Source organism: Acinetobacter sp. NIPH 298 (genome assembly GCF_000369505.1).
GTDB lineage: Bacteria > Pseudomonadota > Gammaproteobacteria > Pseudomonadales > Moraxellaceae > Acinetobacter.
Genome location: NZ_KB850053.1, coordinates 396,270 through 415,685 on the forward strand (window position 1 = coordinate 396,270; position 19,416 = coordinate 415,685).

The window sequence follows — 19,416 nt, forward strand, 5'->3', positions numbered from 1 at the left end:
AGGATCACAACTTTAAAAGAAATAATGCTGCACCAAAGCCGATAAACCGATAATTAAGAAAATTGCTGCGCCAATCTTATGGATCAAAGCAATCGGCAACCGCTCAGCCAATTTATTACCAATAAATACCGCAGGTGCATTGGCAATCATCATGCCTAAGGTTGTGCCGAGCGTGACCCAAAAAATACTGTCAAAACGGGCTGCCAATGCGACCGTTGCAATTTGGGTTTTATCGCCGATTTCTGCCAAGAAAAATAAGATAAATGTTGCACCAAACACACCAAATTTTTGCCATTTATTGATATTTTCAGTTTCATCACCCAACTCATCTGGAATCAACATCCAAATTGCCATCCCAATGAAACCCAGTGCAAGGATCCACAATAAGATCTCAGGACTCAGTACGGTGGTAATCCATTGCCCAAGGACAGCCGATAAACCATGATTAATCAATGTCGCCAATAATATGGCAATCAGAATCGGAATCGGTTTACGAAAACGTGCGGCAAGCAATAAAGCCAGAAGTTGAGTTTTATCGCCCATTTCTGCAAGGGCAACGATAGAAGTCGAGATGAGAAATTCATACATTGTTGAATGCTCTGGCTAGCAAAATATACCGATGACCTATCCCTCCTGCTAGCCAAAATCAAATAGATTGATTGCAGAGTGATAAATCAAAGGTCTTGCCAACAAAAGCACAGCTAAAAAGCTGTTTTTGGTTCTTTGCTATGATGACCATGTTCTGTTGAACAATTATGTTGATCATCACCTCTTTACTTTGCGTAAAGAGCGGCTACTCCCCAATGAAGTGGTTTTATTCTAACAAATCCATATCCTATTTAAAATCTCTAAATTTAGATTTTTTGATACCACCACAGTACACATCTAAAAAGCCCCAATAGGCATGCAAAAACGACATTGCCGCCAATAATACCCATACTTTCCCAACCGCTGGTGCTACCAGCATGCTGCGCTTGATATTCCATTGTCATCGCCACGGTCGCAAGTAACACCTCCAAACCCATTACCGCATAAAGAATCCATTCCCATGGAAAGTGTAAGTAACTCACCCACAACCCCATCAGCACAAAAGCAATCAACACGAGCGGTAACATCACTTTATAAATCGCGAGCATCTCTACTTCCTGTTTAAGCGTATTGAATCCTGATGATTTATTCTAAATAAAACAGCGCTGAAATAAAGTCTGATATTTTAAATTTCCCAAAAAGAAAACCCCGCATAAGCGAGGCTCTCTACATTCAAAATATTTACAGCAATAAACTGCGAATATCTTTTAACAACTTGGTGAGCTTATTACTAAAACGTGCCGCATCCGCACCATTGATCACACGATGATCATAAGATAACGATAGTGGCAACATTAGGCGCGGATCAAATTCTTTGCCATTCCAGACTGGCTGCATGGTTGCAGGTGAAATACCCAAAATTGCAACTTGAGGCCAGTTGACCAGTGGTGTAAATGCCGTACCGCCAATTGAACCTAAGCTGGTAATAGTAAAGTTCGCACCTTGTAAATCTTTCGGTGACAACTTACGATCACGCGCTTTTTGGCTCAGCTCAGCCAATTCAGTGGCAATTTGCTTAATCGACTTCTGGTCAGGATTGCGCAATACAGGAACGGTTAATCCATCTGGCGTTGCAACTGCAATGCCCATATGAATTTCATTACGTAATAGTACTGATTTTTGATCATCCGCCAAGTGTCCAGCAAAATAAGGCTCTTCTTTCAGCAAGTGTGCAACCGCTTTGGCAATGAATGCCAAGATAGTTAAGCTAAGCCCCTGCTTTTTGAAACCATCTTTGAGTTCACCACGCCACGCTTCTAACTCAGTAATATCCGCCAAGTCGAACTGTGTGACTTGGGGAATAAAGTTATTCAATGACAACTGCGGCACAGAGACTTGCTGCAAGCGCGTCATCGCTTTTACTTCACCACCACCAAAGGCACTAAAGTCTGGTAAAGCAGGTAAACCAGAAGCCGCTGGTGCAGCTTGAGTTGTTGGACTTACTGGCGCTGTGGTCAATCGAGTTTTTACATATGCAAAAACATCGTCTTTCATTACTCGACCATGTTCACCCGAAGCTTTGACTTGCCCAAGTACCACACCCAATTCACGTGCCAACTTACGCACCGCTGGGCCAGCATACACTTTGGCGTTGTCGGCCTCTTGTTGCTTGCTCAGCTTTTCTGGTTGCGCTGGCGCTGACTGCGTTTGAGCCGCCACGGGTTGTGGTTTAGTCGCTGGACTACGTACTTCTTCAGCTGGAGACGCTTTCGGTGCTTTGGCAGTGGCTGGAACAGCCTCGCCACTCACTTCAATACTTGCCAACGGCATCCCTTGGCGCACATCTTGATTCAATGACACATGAATGGCTTTTACGATGCCTGCTGATGAACTTGGGACTTCCACTGAGGCTTTATCTGACTCGACCACGCATAAACTTTGTTGTGCTTCTACACGATCACCGACATTGACCAAAATTTCAGAAACAACTGCCTTATCCACACCAAGATCAGGCACTGTGATTTCAACTTCACCTGTTGTGGTACTGGTTGAGGCAGGTGCTTCGGCTTCAGCAGGTTCAGCTTGCGGTGCTGACGCAGTTTCAGTGGTTGTTGTTTTGACTTGAATCAATACAACACCCTCTTTAACACTGTCGCCTTCTTTAATCTGAATCGACTCAACCACACCAGCGACCGAGCTTGGCACTTCTACTGTGGCTTTGTCTGACTCAACCACCACGATGCTTTGCTCAGTTTCAATCTGATCACCAACTTTGACCAAAATTTCTGCAACCAATGCTTTTTCAACACCAATGTCAGGCACTTTCACATCAACCACTTGCGTCGCAGTCGCAGTTTTAGCCGCCACTGGCGCTGGTTGGTCTTCAGTTTTCTCAGCTTTTACTTCCGCTTTCTGACTTTCAGCTTTAGGTGCTTCGGTCGTGGTCGCTTCTGGCGCTTGAGCTTGCTCTTCAAGTTCAATCAGAGCTACGCCTTCTGTGACTTCGTCACCTTGTTTTACCAAAATGCTTTTGACGACCCCTGCGGCTGTACTTGGCACTTCAACCGTTGCTTTGTCTGATTCTAGAACCAAAAGGCTATCCTCAACTGCAACGTGATCACCCACTTTTACCAAGATTTCTGCAACAAGAGCCTTATCTACGCCAATATCAGGTGCTTGGATTTGCATGATTATTTCCCCTCACCTGTTTGCGCTTCATGGTATTCAGCAACTGCCTGAACTTCTGGATGCGCTTGTGGAGCCCAAGCCACTGGACGATCAGTATCTAACTCAAAGTTAGAAATTGCATCTTTAACTAAACGGGCATCGACTTCACCTTCGTCAGCTAATTTTTTCAAAGTCGCAACAACGATATGCGCAGCATCAACACCAAAGAAACTACGTAAGTTCGCACGTGTATCTGAACGGCCATAACCATCTGTACCTAATGCAACAAATGGACGACCATCAGGAAGATATGCACGAATTTGTTCGCTGTACGCACGCATATGGTCTGTAGCAGAAACGACGATACCTTCTGTACCACGTAATTGTTTAGACACCCAAGATTCTTTCACTTCTTCAGCAAGCGGGTGTAAGCGGTTGTATTCTTCACATGCCATGCCATCACGTGACAACTCATTGAAGCTTGTTACACTCCAAACGTTTGAATGGATTTGGTATTCATCACGTAAGATTTTCGCAGCTTTAATCACTTCACGAAGAATGACACCTGAACCAAGTAATTGGACAGTTGCTTTTTCATCTTTTTCGAACAAGTACATACCACGTTTAATGCCTTCCTCTGCGCCTTCTGGCATTGCAGGATGCTCGTAGTTTTCGTTCATTACAGTTAGGTAATAGAACACACGCTCTTGGTTCACATACATACGTTGTAAACCGTCATGAACGATTACAGCTAACTCATAACCAAAACATGGATCATAAGATACACAGTTTGGAATTGTGTTCGCCAAGATATGTGAATGACCATCTTGGTGCTGTAAACCTTCTCCGTTCAGTGTAGTACGGCCAGCAGTAGCACCAAGTAAGAAACCTTGTGCCTGTGCATCACCTGCCGCCCACGCAATGTCACCAATACGTTGGAAACCAAACATTGAGTAGTACATGTACATTGGAATCATCGGCAAGTTATTGGTTGAATAACTGGTACCTAACGCCGCCCATGCACTCATCGCACCCGCTTCGTTAATTCCTTCTTGAAGCATATGACCATCACTTGCTTCACGGTAATGCATGAGCTGTTCTTGGTCTTCTGGGGTATATTTTTGACCGTGAGCAGCATAAATACCGAGCTGACGGAACATACCTTCTAAACCAAAAGTACGTGCTTCATCTGGAACGATTGGTACTACGCGGTCTTTAATTGCTTTTTCTTTCAGTAAGGCAGAAATTAAACGAACCATCAACATCGTGGTCGATTGTTCTTTACCACCTGAACCGCTTAATACTGCATCAAATACAGATAATTCAGGAATCGCTAAAATTTCACTCTCTTTACGACGTGCAGGTAGGTAACCACCTAATGCTTCACGACGCGCCTTCATATACTTCATTTCTGGAGAGTTTTCACTTGGGCGGTAGAATGGAAGCTCTTCTAACTTATCATCTGTAAATGGCAGGTTAAAACGGTCACGTACATATTTCAAAGAGTCGACCTGCATTTTTTTGATTTGGTGAGTTTTGTTCACCGCTTCAATTTCCTCAGACAAACCGTAACCTTTGACAGTTTTCGCAAGAATAACGGTTGGTTGACCTTTGGCTTTCATTGCTTCTGCATAGGCAGCAAAAACTTTGTACGGGTCATGACCACCACGGTTAAGATTATCGATGTCTTCATCGCTTAAATCTTTTACAAGTTCCGCAGCTTCTGGGTACTTGCCAAAGAATTTCTCACGTGTATATGCACCACCTTTCACTTGATAGCGCTGGTACTCACCATCAACTGTTTCTTCCATTACTGCTTTTAAAGCGCCTGAATTATCTTGAGCAAGTAGAGGATCCCAATGACGGCCCCACACCACTTTAATGACACGCCAGCCCGCACCACGGAATAAAGATTCTAATTCTTGAATAATTTTACCGTTACCACGTACAGGACCATCGAGGCGCTGTAAGTTACAGTTCACGACCCAAATTAGGTTATCAAGCTTTTCACGACCAGCAAGTGAAATTGCACCCGTACTTTCTGGCTCATCCATCTCGCCATCACCAAGATATGCCCAGACTTTACGATCTTCTTCTTTAATCAAACCACGATTCATCAAATATTTTTGAATGTGTGCTTGGTAGATCGACATGATTGGACCAAGACCCATTGATACAGTTGGGAATTGCCAATAGTCCGGCATTAAATACGGATGTGGATAGCTTGGTAAACCGTTACCGCCAACTTCACGGCGGAAATTACTTAACTGCTCTTCAGTTAAACGTCCTTCAAGGAATGAACGTGCATAAATACCAGGAGCACAGTGTCCTTGGTAATAAATCATATCTCCGCCAAAGTTATTGCTGTTTGCGCGGAAGAAATGGTTAAAACCTACGTCATATAATGTTGCACTTGATGCGAAGCTCGCCAAGTGTCCACCTAGATCATCACCTGTTTTATTCGCACGAAGTACCATTGCTAAGGCATTCCAACGAATCAATGCACGAATACGGCGTTCCATATCTTGGTCGCCGGGCATCGCAGGTTGTTCTTCAACTGAAATCGTATTGAGATAAGGTGTATTTAAGCGTTGAATTGGAACGTGTTTCGCAATCGCCCGTTGATAAAGCTTTTCCAGTAAGAAAGCAGCGCGCTCCGTGCCCATGTGCTGTAATACTGAATCAAAAGCATCTTGCCATTCTTGGGTTTCCTGCGCGTCAGAGTCGCCATAAAACGCCATATAATTCACCTTTTCCCTTAAGTTATATTGTTGTTGCTATATTTATCATGTTTTGGCTTCATAAAGGTATTGCCCTAAATGAATACAAAAGCACTTAATATTTTTTTCCTAAATAGTCATTGACCCAAATCAAACATAAAACATAAAAAATCGCCAATAAAGGCGATTTTCTTTAAATATTTATATACAACTGTTAATAAATTACATTAAGGCAACATTGCAAGGTAAGTTGAAGGGTTTCTGCGTTGACCATCTTTCACAACTTCAAAATGTAAATGAGGTCCAGTACAACGGCCTGTACATCCGACATTGGCAATATGCTCACCAGCGCCAACACGATCACCTGCACTCACCATTAAGCGTGATGCATGTGCATAACGTGTGACATAACCGCTGCCATGGTCAATTTCAACATATTGACCGTAACCTGTACCCCAACCTGCTTTGGTCACAACACCAGGACCAGTTGCATAGATAGGTGTACCTGATGGTGCCGCAATATCAACACCTGAATGATGACGGGTCGAACCCAATAAGGTGCGATTGCCCCAAGTAGAACTTACTCGGCCTTCTTGTAGTGGATGACTCACCAACCAAGAATGACCTGTACCCGCTGAGAAAGATGATCCGCTGTCTTGGCGACCATATTTTTTCTCAATGCTTGCATTATTCAATTCAATGGTTTTTTCGCGTAATTTAACCGATACATTGGATACAGCAGGTAAATCAATATCATCAGGGTGGGTATAAGAACCTTGAGCTAAGGTATTTGATAACTGCTCTAAACGATCAGCAGCATTTGCTTGATTGATATTTTGATAGTCTGCAAAAGCAACTGAAGCAGCTGAAGCCGCCAATGAAAATGCCAGTAAAATACGACGCGTATGATGCATAAAAAACCTCTTGAAACCGTCCTTAAAAAGTCCCTTTATCATCTCTTCCTTGATAACAGCCAAAATAAACGCTTAAGATGGGCATATCTCCTCGAAGGAAGTTGACATGTCTGAACCTAGCAACGTTTTTCAACAGAAAGGACAACGTACAAAAACTGGAAACTTAACGTTTCTAACGACGCAAGTCACACAATGGACACAACTTACGAAAATTATTCAACCTTTACTGCCCCAACCAGAGCAATGGCAAGTTGTTTGTTATCAACATGGTGTTCTGATCATAACCGGTGAAAATCAAGCAATGATTAGTCAACTCAGTTATTTGCAAAGCCACTATGTTGCGCAGTTAGCTCAACTCCAAGGACTTCATGATTTACGAAAAATTCAAGTTCGTTTAAGACACAAAGTTATTGCACCTCAACAACCATCCCCCTCATCAAAAGTACTTACATCAGAGACTCAAGAGCTATTGCGTAGCGCCGCTGAATATGTGAGCGACCCTAAGCTTAGCCAAGCTTTACTACGTTTGGCAAGCAATAAAAAGTAAACCACTCAATTTAAGTGACGGAATCTGCTGTTATTTTCCGTGATGTGCTTCCCATTTCGGTATGTTACATTATAACATAGGCATTGAAAGACAATGACTTATGTCACACTTACATACGGAATTGGACAATTCTTCTCGTCATCAAATGTTACAATTTCATAGCTGCTTGGATCATTTTGAACATTGCGTAAGAGCTGATTATTGAGTGCATGACCTGATTTATAGCCATCAAACTTCGCAATGACCTGATGCCCAAGGAGATATAAATCCCCGACTGCATCCAAAATCTTATGCCGGACAAATTCATCCGCAAAGCGCAATCCCTCTTCATTGACCACACCTGTATCATCCACCCCAATCGCATTGTCTAAGCTCGCGCCCAAGGCCAGATTATTGGCTTTTAAGTAATCTAAATCTTTCATAAAGCCAAAAGTGCGGGCTTCACTCACTTCATAGACAAAGACTTCTGTGGAAAAATCAATGGTGGCTGACTGGTATTCTTTAGCAAAGGCAGGATGATCAAAATCAATGGTAAAGTTCAACTGAAAGCCTGAATGCGGCGTAAAAATCGCGCGTTTATCTTCTATTAATGCTTCAACAGGTTTTAAAATTCGAATAAATTTTTTCGGCGCATCTTGCTCAGCAAGTTCACCTTGTATGAGTAAATAAATAAATGGCCCTGCACTTCCATCCATAATCGGAACTTCAGAAGCGGATACCTCAACAATTAAATTATCAATCCCAAGACCAGCAATGGCACTCATAACATGTTCGATGGTGCCCACCTTAATGTCTTCACGGACCAGATTGGAACACATAAAGGCTTCTTGGATCAGCAAAGCATCGGCTGGAATATCAACTGGCGGATTTAAGTCGATACGGCGAAAGACAATACCTCCATCAATATGGTGTGGAACAAAATTAATCAGCACCTTTTGACCACTGTGCAGACCAATACCGCTCGCTTTCACCACACGTTTGAGAGTCCGTTGTTTCAACATGCCATGCCAACTTTATTTGCAAAAACCGCTATAAGTTAGCATATTTAGGGTCTTTTGGCACTTCATAAATGGATTGCCTTGTCAAAGAAAATCTCATCAGAGCTGAAATAAAACGTAAGCAATAGCGACATGATGACCCATTTATTCTAAAAAATAAAAAAAGGGGTAATCAATACCCCTTTTTAATCATCTTTTTATTCGACTATTTACGTTGTTGATTTTTCAAATAGTCTTGAATACTCATCGGTGATGACAACGGTGATGAACTTGGCGCTGCATTGGCTGAAGCCTCTGCATTGGCACGCTTATTGATCGCAGGAACATCATCTTCATCAACAGCTTGGGTTGCTTGAGCGGAAGCATGTGTAGCAGTCGTACGTTTTTTATGATCAACTTCGGCTGAATTGCGTGTTAAACCCGTTGCAATAACGGTGACACGAAGCTCATCACGGGCATCTGGATCAAATACCGTACCGTAGAAAATCTCACCATCATCCAAATCAACGATTTGATTGACGATATCGGTAATAATTTCTGTTTCGCGAAGGGTAATATCATCGCCACCTGTGATATTGATCAACACGCCTTTGGCATTGATAATATTTACATTATCAAGCAACGGGCTGCGAATCGCTTGCTCAGCAGCTTGACGTGCACGATCTTCACCACGGCCTAAACCAGCACCCATCATGGCATAACCACGTGTACTCATCGCTGTTTTTAAATCGGCAAAGTCAAGGTTAATGTGACCACGATTGACCACCAGATCAAAGATACTACGAACCGCATTTAGCAATACATCATCTGCCTTTTTATAGGCATCTTTCATTGAAATATCGCCATAAACACTGAGTAAGCGCTGGTTCGGAATAATAATCAAAGAATCAACATGTGCTTCTAAAGCATCAATGCCTTTTTCCGCAGATTTTTGACGACGACGTCCTTCAAAGTTGAATGGAGTCGTGACAACACCAACGGTCAAAATCCCCATTTCTTTGGCAACTTCAGCAACCACTGGCGCTGCGCCAGTACCTGTACCGCCACCCATGCCCGCAGTGACAAAGACCATGTCAGTGCCTTCAAGGTGTTGGCGAATTACTTCACGACTTTCTTCTGCGGCAATCTGACCCACTTCTGGGTTTGCGCCAGCGCCTAGGCCACGCGTGCTTTGCTCACCCAATTGAATCTTGAATGGTGCATTCATAGAGTCAAGTGCTTGCTTATCTGTATTGGCACAGACAAATTTTACACCTTGAATATCAGACTGCGCCATGTGCTGAACAGCATTACCACCACCACCACCAACACCAAACACTGTGAAACGGGCTTGACCGTTGCCATCGTCTAGTTCATCTTCTATAAATTCAAATGAGGCCATGACCTTTAGATTTCCTAATATATTAATGGCAGTTACTTCAGCCCGTTACTGCCCTGATTTTTAAAACTACTGATGTTTAGGATGCTGTGCAATAATCATCAACTTGTCAAGTAGAGTGACTTAGTATTACAACTTCCTAACAAATTTTCCTAAAAATAACTACAACTGAGGGTTTGTTGAGATTTCAACCATAGCTTGCGTTATTGACTAAAACCACGCAAATGAGGCATGAAACGAAGACAATGGCGAACCCCTTGCCAAGTTTCATAACGAAGTTTGCGGAAGTTTTAGTCATAACCCTTCGGGACAGGGACATTTTTTGCCGCGACTACGTTATGTTCTGCTTATTTAGAATGACTAAATTTTGCAAAACATGCCTTGTATCAGCTAAAAAATGTCCACTGTCGCAAGCATCTGTGAAATCTCAACAAACCCTAGAATATAGCCTTTAATTTGCTATTCAATGCATTCCAACCATTGGCAACCCGATCCACAAAACTACGATCCGCGGCTTCCTCTGGTTCTTCAACCACATCTTGCAAATCACTTTGGCTAAACATCAACAAACCTGAAGCAGTGGCATACATCGAACGACGCAAGGCTGGCAAATGCTGATCATCAGCATAGACCTGTAACGGTGGATTGCCCAAATGTGCAGAGACACCAAGCATCCGTCGTGCCAAATTCACCATACCTTCGATTTGACAAGCATCGCCCGTTAACACCACACCATGATACAAACCATGAATCGCGCCACTATGCTGTAATTCATCACGAATCAGCGCAAAGATTTCCTCATAACGTGCAATGATGATTTCTGCAAGTTCAATACGACTAATGGTTTGGGTGCCATCAATCCCCTGTACTTGGATCATATGATCAGGTTTCACCACACTCAGATCCACACAACCATGCAGTATCTTGATCCGCTCAGCTTCATCCGTGGTGGTCTGTAGAACAGCAGCAATATCACGCGTTACATTTTCACCACCACGCTGCAAAGTACGGGCTAGCGCTAGACGTCCATCTAGATATACCGCAATATTGGTAATACCCGCACCAATATCTACCAAACACACGCCATATTCTTTTTCATCTTTAAGCAGACTTGCTTCCGCGGTTGCTAAGCAAGACACCACCATTTTTTCCACCCCGATATTCGCACCTTTCATCGCACGATCAAGGTTTTGCATGGTACTAATTGGCATCATCATCAATTGATAATGTCCCGTCATACTGTGTGCAGACATATTGACGGGGTTCTGCACCCATTCCGCCGAATCACCCAACTCAAAACCAAGGGGCACTGCACTTGCTAAATAATAATCTGGGGAAACATGACTGGCTTTCGCCAGCTCTAACGCTCTGACTACTTCATTTGTTGTAATAATATGATCATGGTTGGCCACAGGTGTACGACCAGAAGCATAAAAACTCTGTAATTCAGTACTCGGAATAGACACCCAAGCACTATGAATACGGCACTCCGCCATATCCTCAGCTTCAGATACTGCATTTTTAATCGCCGCAATGACCTTATCTAGACTGACAATCTTGCCCTTAACCATACCTCGGTTACGAGCAGATGCCATGCCAATGACTTGGATCTTGTCCGGCGCATGGATTTTACCAATTAAAACTGTGACCTTATGAGTCCCAATATCAATCGTAACAACTGAGGGAACAGTTTCACTCATTACTTGAATACCATATTTTGTTGTGTAGTACGGGCAAACTGCCTGTTGTTTTCAAGCCACGTATTATGGCTTTGCCTGAATTGCACCTGCAAGGCTTGTGTCATCAATCGTTACAACAAACTGACCGTTGACGATCTTAGGCGGTGTTGCATTTCTCCATTGAATGGCAAGGCCATTCCGATAACGCAAGTCAATCGCCGAGATTTTGGGCCATACAGGTTTAAGATCCGTTTGTGCCAAATGGCTTAAGCGTTGTAGTTTATTCATGGTCTGATCTTGATCTACAATAATACGTAAACCCGAATCAAACTGCATAAACCACGTCATACGCTCGGTTAAATACAACTCTTTTAAACGCAAATCAGCAGGCAGAAACAGCTGATTAATTTCATTATAACGACGCATCATCATTTTGGATTGGCTGGTCGGACCATGTAAAAGCGGTAAATTTGGATGTGCTTTTGGCACAGCTTCGCTAAATACTTCACCATTGTCACTGAGCAAACGCCCTGTTCCCCAACGCGCAATCGCATGACGCGGCATCACCCGCACACGAATTGCATTTGGCCAAGCTCGTGACACGACCACACGGTCGACCCATGAAACGTTTAATGCTTGATCTCGAATGAGTTCTAAATCTGAAGTGAAATAATTATCTTTAATAATCGGCGTTAATTTCTGAACCAACAACTGGTTTTCTTGTTCTGAATTTGCACCAACGACCTGCAATTCCGCCACTGTGGCATCAGTCATGACTTTATACAAGCCATAAATACCCAGCGCCAGCACTGCAAATGCAATCACCAGCAACACCCAGCCGCCCGCATTCACCATCTTTTGTTGAGGTGAAGGCGGTTTCTCGTGGATAGAGCTAATCGCTGGCCGTGATTTACGGCGCATGGATGCAGGGAGTTGAGCCATAAATTAAGCCGACTTTGTTAAGGTTTGCTCTAAAATCGCAACGCAGAGCTGATCGAAACTATAACCCACAGCTTGTGCTGCTTTCGGCACGAGAGAATGACTGGTCATACCCGGAACGGTATTCACTTCCAACAACCAGAAGTTGCCTTGCTCATCTTGCATGGCATCAATACGCCCCCAATCTTCCGCACCGACAGTTTGGAACGCACGTAAACAAAGTGTTTGTAAACTTTGCTCTTCGGCCTCGCTTAACCCGCAAGGAATCCCATATTCAACATCATTACGTTGATATTTGGTTTCATAATCATAAAACGCCACATCTGCTGGCGGTTGTAAACGAATTACAGGTAAAGGCTGACCATTCAAAAATGAAATGGTAAATTCACGACCCGTAATCCATTTTTCAGCCATCACCACAGCATCATGCTGCGTTGCTTTTTCAATGGCAGCAGCAAAGTCTTCTGCTTTTTCAACCTTACTCATGCCGACACTTGAGCCTTCATGCACAGGTTTGATAATCACAGGCAAGCCCAATTCCGCAATCACAGCGTCCAAGTCAGTCGCTTTGCTAATAATACGGTATGGCGCTGTTGGTAAGTCGCTGCCTTGCCAAATTTGCTTGGTTTTCACCTTATCCATACCAATCGCAGAACCTTGTACGCCAGTGCCTGTATAGGGAATATTTAACCATTCCAATACCCCTTGGATCTGACCGTCTTCGCCGCCGCGACCATGCAACACGATAAAAGCGCGATCATAAGCAACCAATTCAGTCACACTACGATCTTGTGGATCAAATGCTTCTGCTTGCACGCCCGAACGCAACAATGCATCTAAAACGGCTTGACCACTATCCAATGACACAGCACGTTCAGCCGACTTCCCACCAAACAACACAGCAACTTTGCCGAATTTTGCAGCATTTGACACGTTTATATCCTTAAAACTTTAATACAAAATACAATTATTTGGCATACAAGCGATGCTGAGCCAATTCTACCGAAATTGCCCCCACGTTACCTGCGCCTTGTGTTAATAACAAGTCATTCGCTTGTAACACTTTTTGTAAAACACTTGGTAAATTGCCTTCGACTGGATCAACCAAGATCGGCTCAACCTGACCACGTAAACGAATACTACGCGCTAAAGCACGACTATCAGCACCAACCACTGGCTTTTCACCTGCGGAATACACTTCCAATAACAACAATTGATCGACTTGAGATAACACATCCACAAAATCATCAAAACAGTCACGGGTACGACTATAACGGTGCGGTTGGAACATCATCACTAAACGACGATCTGGATGGCTGGCACGTGCCGCTTTGATGGTGGCTTCGACTTCTTTAGGATGATGACCATAGTCATCCACCAATTTCACCAAGCCATCTCCGACGTCAAATTCACCTTGAACTTGGAAACGACGTCCGACACCACTAAATCCTGCTAGAGCACGACAAATCGCCTCATCCGAAACGCCTTCATCGGTTGCCACCCCTATCGCTGCTAATGCATTCAGCACATTATGCAAGCCCGGTTGGTTGACGGTGACACGTAACGGTTCACGATCTTTACGCAGCACAGTGAAGTGTGAACGCATACCATCTTGTTCTACATCAATGGCACGAACGTCATTATCGTCATCAAAACCATAAGTAATCACAGGACGACCCACTCGCGGAAGAATCTCGCGAATATTGGCATCATCACCACAGACCACAGCTAAGCCATAGAACGGTAAATTATGTAAAAACTGGATGAAGGTATCTTTTAACTTGTCAAAGCTACCATCATAGGTATCCATGTGATCTGCATCGATATTGGTGACGATGGCCGCCATCGGTTGCAAATACAAGAACGATGCATCTGACTCATCGGCTTCCGCCACGATAAAGCGACTTTCACCAAGTGCAGCATTTACACCTGTGCTATTCAACAACCCACCGATCACATAGGTCGGATCAAGGTTTTCTTCAGCCAACATGGTGGTCAGCAAACTGGTGGTGGTGGTTTTACCATGCGTACCTGCCACAGCAATCCCATGACGATAGCGCATCAACTCACCCAACATTTCCGCACGACGCACGATCGGCGTACGCTGCTCAATCGCGGCTTTGATCTCTGGATTTTCAGGATCGATTGCAGTTGAAACGACCAATACATTGGCATTTTTAATATTTTCAGCACTATGACCAATATACACTTTGATGCCATTGGCTTCGAGTTGCGCTGTGGTCTTGGAGGCTTTAATGTCTGAACCTGAAATTTTATAGCCTTGGTTACCCAACACTTCAGCAATACCACACATCCCCGCACCACCAATCCCCACAAAATGGATGTGTTTAATACGGCGCATCTCTGGCACTTTAATCAGCTTTTTAGCTTGGTTTGGATTTGTTGGAGACATAGATAAAACTCGAATTACAATTTTTTAATCAGATCAACCACATGCTGAGTTGCATTCGGTTGTGCTTGTTGACGTGCTTTAATGGCCATTTCAGATAAAAGCTGGCGGTTAAGTAAACTCGCCAACAACTCATCTAAAGCTGCTGGCGTCATCTCTGCTTGCTGGCAAATCTTGGCAGCCCCTACATTTGCGAGGAATTTTGCGTTTGCAGTTTGGTGATCATCTACCGCAATTGGTAAAGGTACAAAAATTGCTGCAAGCCCTGCGGTTGCCACTTCAGTTACCGTTAACGCACCTGCTCGGCAAATAATCAGGTCAGCATCACTATAGGCTTTGGCCATATCATGAATAAAGGGTTCAACTGCGACATTCATACTCGCAGGTGCAGCTTGATAACGATTTCGCGTTGCATCTTGCTGATTTTGACCACACTGATGGAATACATTTAACGGCACATTGAGTTTGATCAAGACTTCAGGCAAACGCTCATTTAACGCTTGCGCCCCGAGTGACCCCCCAACAATTAAGATATTCAGCGGTAATTGTTCTTGCTCACGGCTTTGGTAACGCCATGAGGGATTCAAAATGGCAGTGATTTCAGCTCGCACAGGATTGCCTGTGGTGACCACTTTATCACTGCTTGGAAAAGTATTTGGAAAAGCCTGACAAACTGTTTTGGCAATCCGTGACAACTGGGTATTGGTAAAACCAGCAACTGCATTTTGTTCATGGATGAGAATCGGAATACCGAGCAAACGTGCCGCCAAACCACCCGGTCCTGCAACATAACCACCAAAACCAGCGACAGCATCAATCTTGAGCTGCTTCATGTAGCGCATTGCGCTTAAAGTTGCTTTTAAAATTTTGAAAGGTGCAGTGAGTTTACGTAATAAACCATTGCCACGCACGCCTTGGATATCAATTTGATAAATCGGAATATTTTGATCTTTGAGTAAGCGATTTTCCATACCAGTTGGCGTCGCTAACCATGAGACTTGGCAGCCTTCTTGTTGAAGTTGTTTGGCAACAGCAAGCGCAGGAAAAACATGCCCACCCGTACCAGCGGCCATCATCAAGACATGTTTGGGTTTGTTCTGTGGTGAATTGGTCACGGTCTAATTCTTCAACTCAAAAAAGAAGGTTATCGTCTATTGTTTTCGGCAGTTATTTTAATCCTAAAGTTTCATTCACGAAAAGCGAATTTCACTCGTTTACAACAGAAAGCTATACTTTTTGCAATTGTTTGCTAAAAACATGATGATGTCTACATCTAATTGCCCATTTACCGCCAAATTAACATAAAAAATAAACGGGCAATTCGGTCAAAATTTGATAATAAATTAGTTTGCACGACCCGCTTCTAACACTGCAAATAAATCATCGGCAATTGAGGTGCCAAATTGTGCATCAATCTCTCGAATACAGGTTGGACTGGTGACATTAATCTCGGTGACATAATTGCCAATCACGTCTAATCCAACGAAAACCAAACCTTTTTCACGCAAGAATGGTCCGACCTTAGCCGCGATCATTTTGTCATTTTCACTCAGCGGACGGGCTTGACCTAAACCACCCGCAGCTAAGTTGCCACGCACTTCACCATTTTGTGGAATACGCGCCAAGCAATACGGCACTGGCTCACCATTGACCATCAAAATGCGTTTATCCCCTTCCACGATTTCAGGAATATAACGCTGCGCCATGATTGGACATGTACCCAGTTCAGTGAGCATTTCTAAAGTTGAACCAATATTCACACCATCTTGATACAAGCGGAAAATCCCTGTACCACCCATGCCATCCAATGGTTTTACGATGACATCACCATGTTCTTTGATAAATTCACGAATTAAACTTTGTTGTGAAGTCACCAAGGTCGGCACTTGTAGCTCAGGGAATTGGGTAGCAAATAGCTTTTCATTACAGTCGCGTAAGGATTGTGGTTTATTGATAATCCACGCCCCTTCTCGCTCTGCCTGTTCCAAGATATAAGTGCTATAGACAAAATTCATATCAAACGGTGGGTCTTTACGCATCAACACCACGTCATAAGCAGCAATCGATTCTTTTTGCTTTTCGCCTAACTCATAATAATGGTCATAATCTTCAAACACTTTTAACGGCGAAATCAAACCAAAAGCTTTACCTTGATCAATATACAAATCTTGTTGCAATGCATAACCCAACTCATGTCCACGACGGCTGGCCGCCCATAACATCGCCATGGTGGAATCTTTTTTTAGATTCACAGTTTCAATTGGGTCCATCACTACAAGTACACGCATAATCTGACGCTCGTATTTTTAATCTTGGCAAAAGTATAACGAACTTTAATGATGATGTTTAAACAAGTTATGTAATTCTTAATTATAAAAAAATCTATTTTATTCAGTCTTCTACAACGATCTATATATCAGGTCTGAATTGATCATTGATTAAAAATCAGAAAATTACTGGTAGATGATTTCAACACCAGTAATTTCCAAATCATCAACACTTTATACAACTTATGCCAAAAGTTTTTGAATATCTTTCGCAATTTTTTCTGGTTTTGTCGTTGGAGAGTAACGTTTGATTACTTCGCCATTTTGATTGATCAAGAACTTGGTGAAATTCCATTTAATGCTTGCACTGCCTAAAATGCCTTTCGCTTCCGAAGTTAAGTATTGATACAAAGGATGTGCAGTTGGTCCATTCACGTCAACTTTGGCAAACATCGGAAATGATACGCCATAGTTACGCTGACAGAAGCTGCCAATTTCTTCATTGCTTGATGGGTCTTGATTAGCAAACTGGTTACATGGAAAGCCTAAAATCACCAAACCTTGTTGTTGATAATCTTGATATAGCTTTTCAAGTCCCTCAAATTGTGGGGTTAAGCCACACTGACTTGCAGTGTTCACCACCAATAAAACTTTGCCTTGATAGTCTGCAAGGTTCTTTTGCTCGCCTTCTAACAATTCTGCCTGAAAATCATAAATTGTGGTCATACAACATCTCGCTCTAATTCAATCAATCTTATTTACCTAATCGCTGTTTGCATCTGTTCAGCTGTGGATATTAATATTGCACACAACTATCTTGTATGCAAGTTAATTATGCACAATATACTTTTATGCCTTTTCAAACTATACTGTCACCTAGCAAAAACGATGTTGAGGAGCGAAGCATGACTGAAATTTCTTACTTGGATAATCAAGTGTGTTTTGCAATGTATTCCGCGACCAATGCAATGATTCGTCAATATCGTCCCTTACTTCAGGAATACGATCTGACCTACCCGCAATTCATTGTGTTGCTGACTTTGTACGAAAAGGACGATGTGACTTTGTCTGAAATTGGACAAAAGACCTTTTTTGATTCAGGAACCCTCACGCCAATTATTAAAAAACTTGAAGAAAAACAGTTTTTAAAGCGTGTTGCGGTGAAAGAAGATGAGCGGATGAAAAAAGTGATCTTGCTTGAAAAGGCACTTGCTGCAAAAGATGAAATTACGTTAATTCCTTTTAAACTCGCCTGCTCTTTGGGTGTTGATCCGAATGATTTGGTGGCGATCCATAATCTATGCCATCGTTTTTTAAAGGGTTTGGAAAATTCTAAACTTGAAAGTTTGAGTGAGTAAATGCAACAAGCCATTGTTGGATTTCACCTCGATGATGAGAATCATTGGATTGCTGATCTCGCATGTGGTCATACGCAGCATGTGCGCCATGATCCACCGTGGCAAAATCGCCCTTGGGTTTTGACGGGGCAAGGGCGTAAGGAAAAGTTAGGTGTGATGTTGGACTAAGAAGTGTGAGGAGATAAAATTTGAATAAGAGTTTTTATGTTAAATAAGATTTTAGAAAAGCGCCTAAAATAATGGTTATTTAATTTTTTAGAACGCTTTCTAAATAGATTTACTATTTTCGTAAAGGTAGAATTAAATTAAATGATGTATTATGGAGCTTAGTTAATTCCTCTGTCCACTTAGCTTCCTCAATAAACCTTTGCTTAAGTAGACTATATTCTCTTGTATTGTGAATTATGGTAGCAACAAAAGCAGAGTATGGTCTATCAGGTTGAGCAGCAAGTAAAACAGCTCGTAATTTTCGTCGTTTATGACCATCTAATTGAGATAATTTGGAAAATTCTCGGGACATTTGTATTAAATCATTTTTAACAATACCTGCGACTTTACACCTTTTTAGGAACAAGACTTCATCATTTAGATTAAGAGTACTTTCTGTATTTTCTCCTAATTCTGTTTTGCCGAAAATATAAAAATGATCAAAATAGAAGTCTTCTCTGGGATCTTTATCAAATGGGTTGATAATAGGATTAGCTAAAATATCATCATCATTTTTTGTACCATTACATCGCTTGCATGATGGCAATAGATTATTCCAAATAACAACTAAATCTTCATATTTTGATTTTGGAAGAAAATGCTCAACCTCCATATATATACTTGGTGAATTTAGGTCAGTCTCACAATATGCACATTTATGTGAAGTGCTTTCAGATAAAGGGGTTTTAATTTGATCTTTATTCCATACAGATTTTCCATTTTCTTTATATTCTTGTGTAAGCGCTTCAACTTTCGCATCAGTTAAATATGATGGCTTATTACCTCTTTCCAACTTGATCATGG

17 protein-coding genes, 1 pseudogene and 1 riboswitch are annotated in these 19,416 nt (G+C 42.5%); of the genes and pseudogenes, 3 read left to right on the top strand and 15 right to left on the bottom strand.

Annotated elements, in window-relative coordinates:
• Window positions 1-12: 12 nt before the first annotated feature.
• The 5 genes from F903_RS01765 to F903_RS01785 all read right to left on the bottom strand — a co-directional run bounded on the left by F903_RS01765 (window position 13) and on the right by F903_RS01785 (window position 6,829).
• Window positions 13-588, bottom strand: a complete 576-nt coding sequence (locus tag F903_RS01765) for a TMEM165/GDT1 family protein (RefSeq protein WP_005194050.1) — start codon at window positions 586-588, stop codon at window positions 13-15.
• Between the two features lie 85 nt (window positions 589-673).
• A riboswitch (yybP-ykoY riboswitch) is annotated at window positions 674-814 on the bottom strand.
• A gap of 40 nt (window positions 815-854) precedes the next feature.
• Window positions 855-1,136 (bottom strand): hypothetical protein, encoded by a 282-nt coding sequence (locus F903_RS01770; RefSeq protein ID WP_005194051.1) that lies wholly within the window; start codon window positions 1,134-1,136, stop codon window positions 855-857.
• Window positions 1,137-1,269: 133 nt separating this feature from the next.
• Window positions 1,270-3,216, bottom strand: coding sequence for a 2-oxo acid dehydrogenase subunit E2 (locus tag F903_RS01775; protein WP_005194052.1), 1,947 nt, complete (start codon window positions 3,214-3,216; stop codon window positions 1,270-1,272).
• A gap of 2 nt (window positions 3,217-3,218) precedes the next feature.
• A complete protein-coding gene (aceE, locus tag F903_RS01780) occupies window positions 3,219-5,936 on the bottom strand; it encodes a pyruvate dehydrogenase (acetyl-transferring), homodimeric type (RefSeq protein ID WP_005194053.1) in 2,718 nt (905 codons plus the stop codon).
• A 206-nt stretch (window positions 5,937-6,142) separates the two neighbouring features.
• A complete protein-coding gene (locus F903_RS01785; RefSeq protein ID WP_004673436.1) occupies window positions 6,143-6,829 on the bottom strand; it encodes a M23 family metallopeptidase in 687 nt (228 codons plus the stop codon).
• 106 nt (window positions 6,830-6,935) lie between these two features.
• Here F903_RS01785 and F903_RS01790 point away from each other — a divergent pair, with 106 nt between their 5' ends.
• Window positions 6,936-7,376 carry a hypothetical protein gene (locus F903_RS01790; RefSeq protein ID WP_005194054.1) on the top strand — a complete coding sequence of 147 codons (441 nt, stop codon included), beginning with the start codon at window positions 6,936-6,938 and terminating at the stop codon, window positions 7,374-7,376.
• A gap of 98 nt (window positions 7,377-7,474) precedes the next feature.
• On the opposite strand, the gene lpxC is transcribed toward F903_RS01790, so the two are convergent.
• From lpxC to F903_RS01835, 9 genes are all read right to left on the bottom strand, one after another.
• Complete coding sequence (gene lpxC, locus F903_RS01795; RefSeq protein WP_004673438.1) at window positions 7,475-8,377, bottom strand: UDP-3-O-acyl-N-acetylglucosamine deacetylase; 903 nt, start codon at window positions 8,375-8,377, stop codon at window positions 7,475-7,477.
• 202 nt (window positions 8,378-8,579) lie between these two features.
• A complete protein-coding gene (ftsZ, locus tag F903_RS01800) occupies window positions 8,580-9,755 on the bottom strand; it encodes a cell division protein FtsZ (RefSeq protein ID WP_004673440.1) in 1,176 nt (391 codons plus the stop codon).
• A gap of 434 nt (window positions 9,756-10,189) precedes the next feature.
• The gene (gene ftsA, locus F903_RS01805; RefSeq protein WP_004673441.1) at window positions 10,190-11,452 is read right to left on the bottom strand and encodes a cell division protein FtsA; all 1,263 of its coding nucleotides are present in this window, start codon (window positions 11,450-11,452) and stop codon (window positions 10,190-10,192) included.
• A 63-nt stretch (window positions 11,453-11,515) separates the two neighbouring features.
• The gene (locus F903_RS01810) at window positions 11,516-12,373 is read right to left on the bottom strand and encodes a cell division protein FtsQ/DivIB (RefSeq protein WP_005194055.1); all 858 of its coding nucleotides are present in this window, start codon (window positions 12,371-12,373) and stop codon (window positions 11,516-11,518) included.
• Window positions 12,374-12,376: 3 nt separating this feature from the next.
• Window positions 12,377-13,303 carry a D-alanine--D-alanine ligase gene (locus F903_RS01815; RefSeq protein ID WP_005194056.1) on the bottom strand — a complete coding sequence of 309 codons (927 nt, stop codon included), beginning with the start codon at window positions 13,301-13,303 and terminating at the stop codon, window positions 12,377-12,379.
• Window positions 13,304-13,337: 34 nt separating this feature from the next.
• Window positions 13,338-14,783 carry a UDP-N-acetylmuramate--L-alanine ligase gene (gene murC, locus F903_RS01820; RefSeq protein ID WP_005194057.1) on the bottom strand — a complete coding sequence of 482 codons (1,446 nt, stop codon included), beginning with the start codon at window positions 14,781-14,783 and terminating at the stop codon, window positions 13,338-13,340.
• 14 nt (window positions 14,784-14,797) lie between these two features.
• A complete protein-coding gene (gene murG, locus F903_RS01825; RefSeq protein WP_081400731.1) occupies window positions 14,798-15,895 on the bottom strand; it encodes an undecaprenyldiphospho-muramoylpentapeptide beta-N-acetylglucosaminyltransferase in 1,098 nt (365 codons plus the stop codon).
• Between the two features lie 228 nt (window positions 15,896-16,123).
• On the bottom strand, window positions 16,124-17,068 hold the full coding sequence (gene gshB, locus F903_RS01830) for a glutathione synthase (RefSeq protein ID WP_005194059.1): 945 nt from the start codon (window positions 17,066-17,068) through the stop codon (window positions 16,124-16,126).
• A gap of 222 nt (window positions 17,069-17,290) precedes the next feature.
• A complete protein-coding gene (locus F903_RS01835; RefSeq protein ID WP_005194060.1) occupies window positions 17,291-17,773 on the bottom strand; it encodes a glutathione peroxidase in 483 nt (160 codons plus the stop codon).
• A gap of 179 nt (window positions 17,774-17,952) precedes the next feature.
• Between F903_RS01835 and F903_RS01840 the strand changes: the two genes are divergently transcribed.
• Window positions 17,953-18,405: a MarR family winged helix-turn-helix transcriptional regulator gene (locus F903_RS01840; RefSeq protein ID WP_005194061.1), complete on the top strand. Its 453-nt coding sequence runs from the start codon at window positions 17,953-17,955 to the stop codon at window positions 18,403-18,405.
• Window positions 18,406-18,601: pseudogene (locus F903_RS01845) on the top strand (DUF3565 domain-containing protein).
• 84 nt (window positions 18,602-18,685) lie between these two features.
• Here F903_RS01845 and F903_RS01850 read toward each other — a convergent pair.
• Window positions 18,686-19,414 (bottom strand): HNH endonuclease, encoded by a 729-nt coding sequence (locus F903_RS01850; RefSeq protein ID WP_005194063.1) that lies wholly within the window; start codon window positions 19,412-19,414, stop codon window positions 18,686-18,688.
• Between the last annotated feature and the right edge of the window lie 2 nt (window positions 19,415-19,416).

Excerpts from the sequence above, each read along its gene's own strand:
- F903_RS01775 (WP_005194052.1), bottom strand. The coding sequence starts at position 3,216 with ATGCAAATCCAAGCACCTGATATTGGCGTAGATAAGGCTCTTGTTGCA.
- F903_RS01785 (WP_004673436.1), bottom strand. The coding sequence starts at position 6,829 with ATGCATCATACGCGTCGTATTTTACTGGCATTTTCATTGGCGGCTTCA.
- gshB (WP_005194059.1), bottom strand. The coding sequence starts at position 17,068 with ATGCGTGTACTTGTAGTGATGGACCCAATTGAAACTGTGAATCTAAAA.
- F903_RS01770 (WP_005194051.1), bottom strand. The coding sequence starts at position 1,136 with ATGCTCGCGATTTATAAAGTGATGTTACCGCTCGTGTTGATTGCTTTT.
- murC (WP_005194057.1), bottom strand. The coding sequence starts at position 14,783 with ATGTCTCCAACAAATCCAAACCAAGCTAAAAAGCTGATTAAAGTGCCA.
- F903_RS01765 (WP_005194050.1), bottom strand. The coding sequence starts at position 588 with ATGTATGAATTTCTCATCTCGACTTCTATCGTTGCCCTTGCAGAAATG.
- aceE (WP_005194053.1), bottom strand. The coding sequence starts at position 5,936 with ATGGCGTTTTATGGCGACTCTGACGCGCAGGAAACCCAAGAATGGCAA.
- ftsZ (WP_004673440.1), bottom strand. The coding sequence starts at position 9,755 with ATGGCCTCATTTGAATTTATAGAAGATGAACTAGACGATGGCAACGGT.
- F903_RS01835 (WP_005194060.1), bottom strand. The coding sequence starts at position 17,773 with ATGACCACAATTTATGATTTTCAGGCAGAATTGTTAGAAGGCGAGCAA.
- F903_RS01810 (WP_005194055.1), bottom strand. The coding sequence starts at position 12,373 with ATGGCTCAACTCCCTGCATCCATGCGCCGTAAATCACGGCCAGCGATT.
- F903_RS01790 (WP_005194054.1), top strand. The coding sequence starts at position 6,936 with ATGTCTGAACCTAGCAACGTTTTTCAACAGAAAGGACAACGTACAAAA.
- lpxC (WP_004673438.1), bottom strand. The coding sequence starts at position 8,377 with ATGTTGAAACAACGGACTCTCAAACGTGTGGTGAAAGCGAGCGGTATT.
- ftsA (WP_004673441.1), bottom strand. The coding sequence starts at position 11,452 with ATGAGTGAAACTGTTCCCTCAGTTGTTACGATTGATATTGGGACTCAT.
- F903_RS01840 (WP_005194061.1), top strand. The coding sequence starts at position 17,953 with ATGACTGAAATTTCTTACTTGGATAATCAAGTGTGTTTTGCAATGTAT.
- F903_RS01850 (WP_005194063.1), bottom strand. The coding sequence starts at position 19,414 with ATGATCAAGTTGGAAAGAGGTAATAAGCCATCATATTTAACTGATGCG.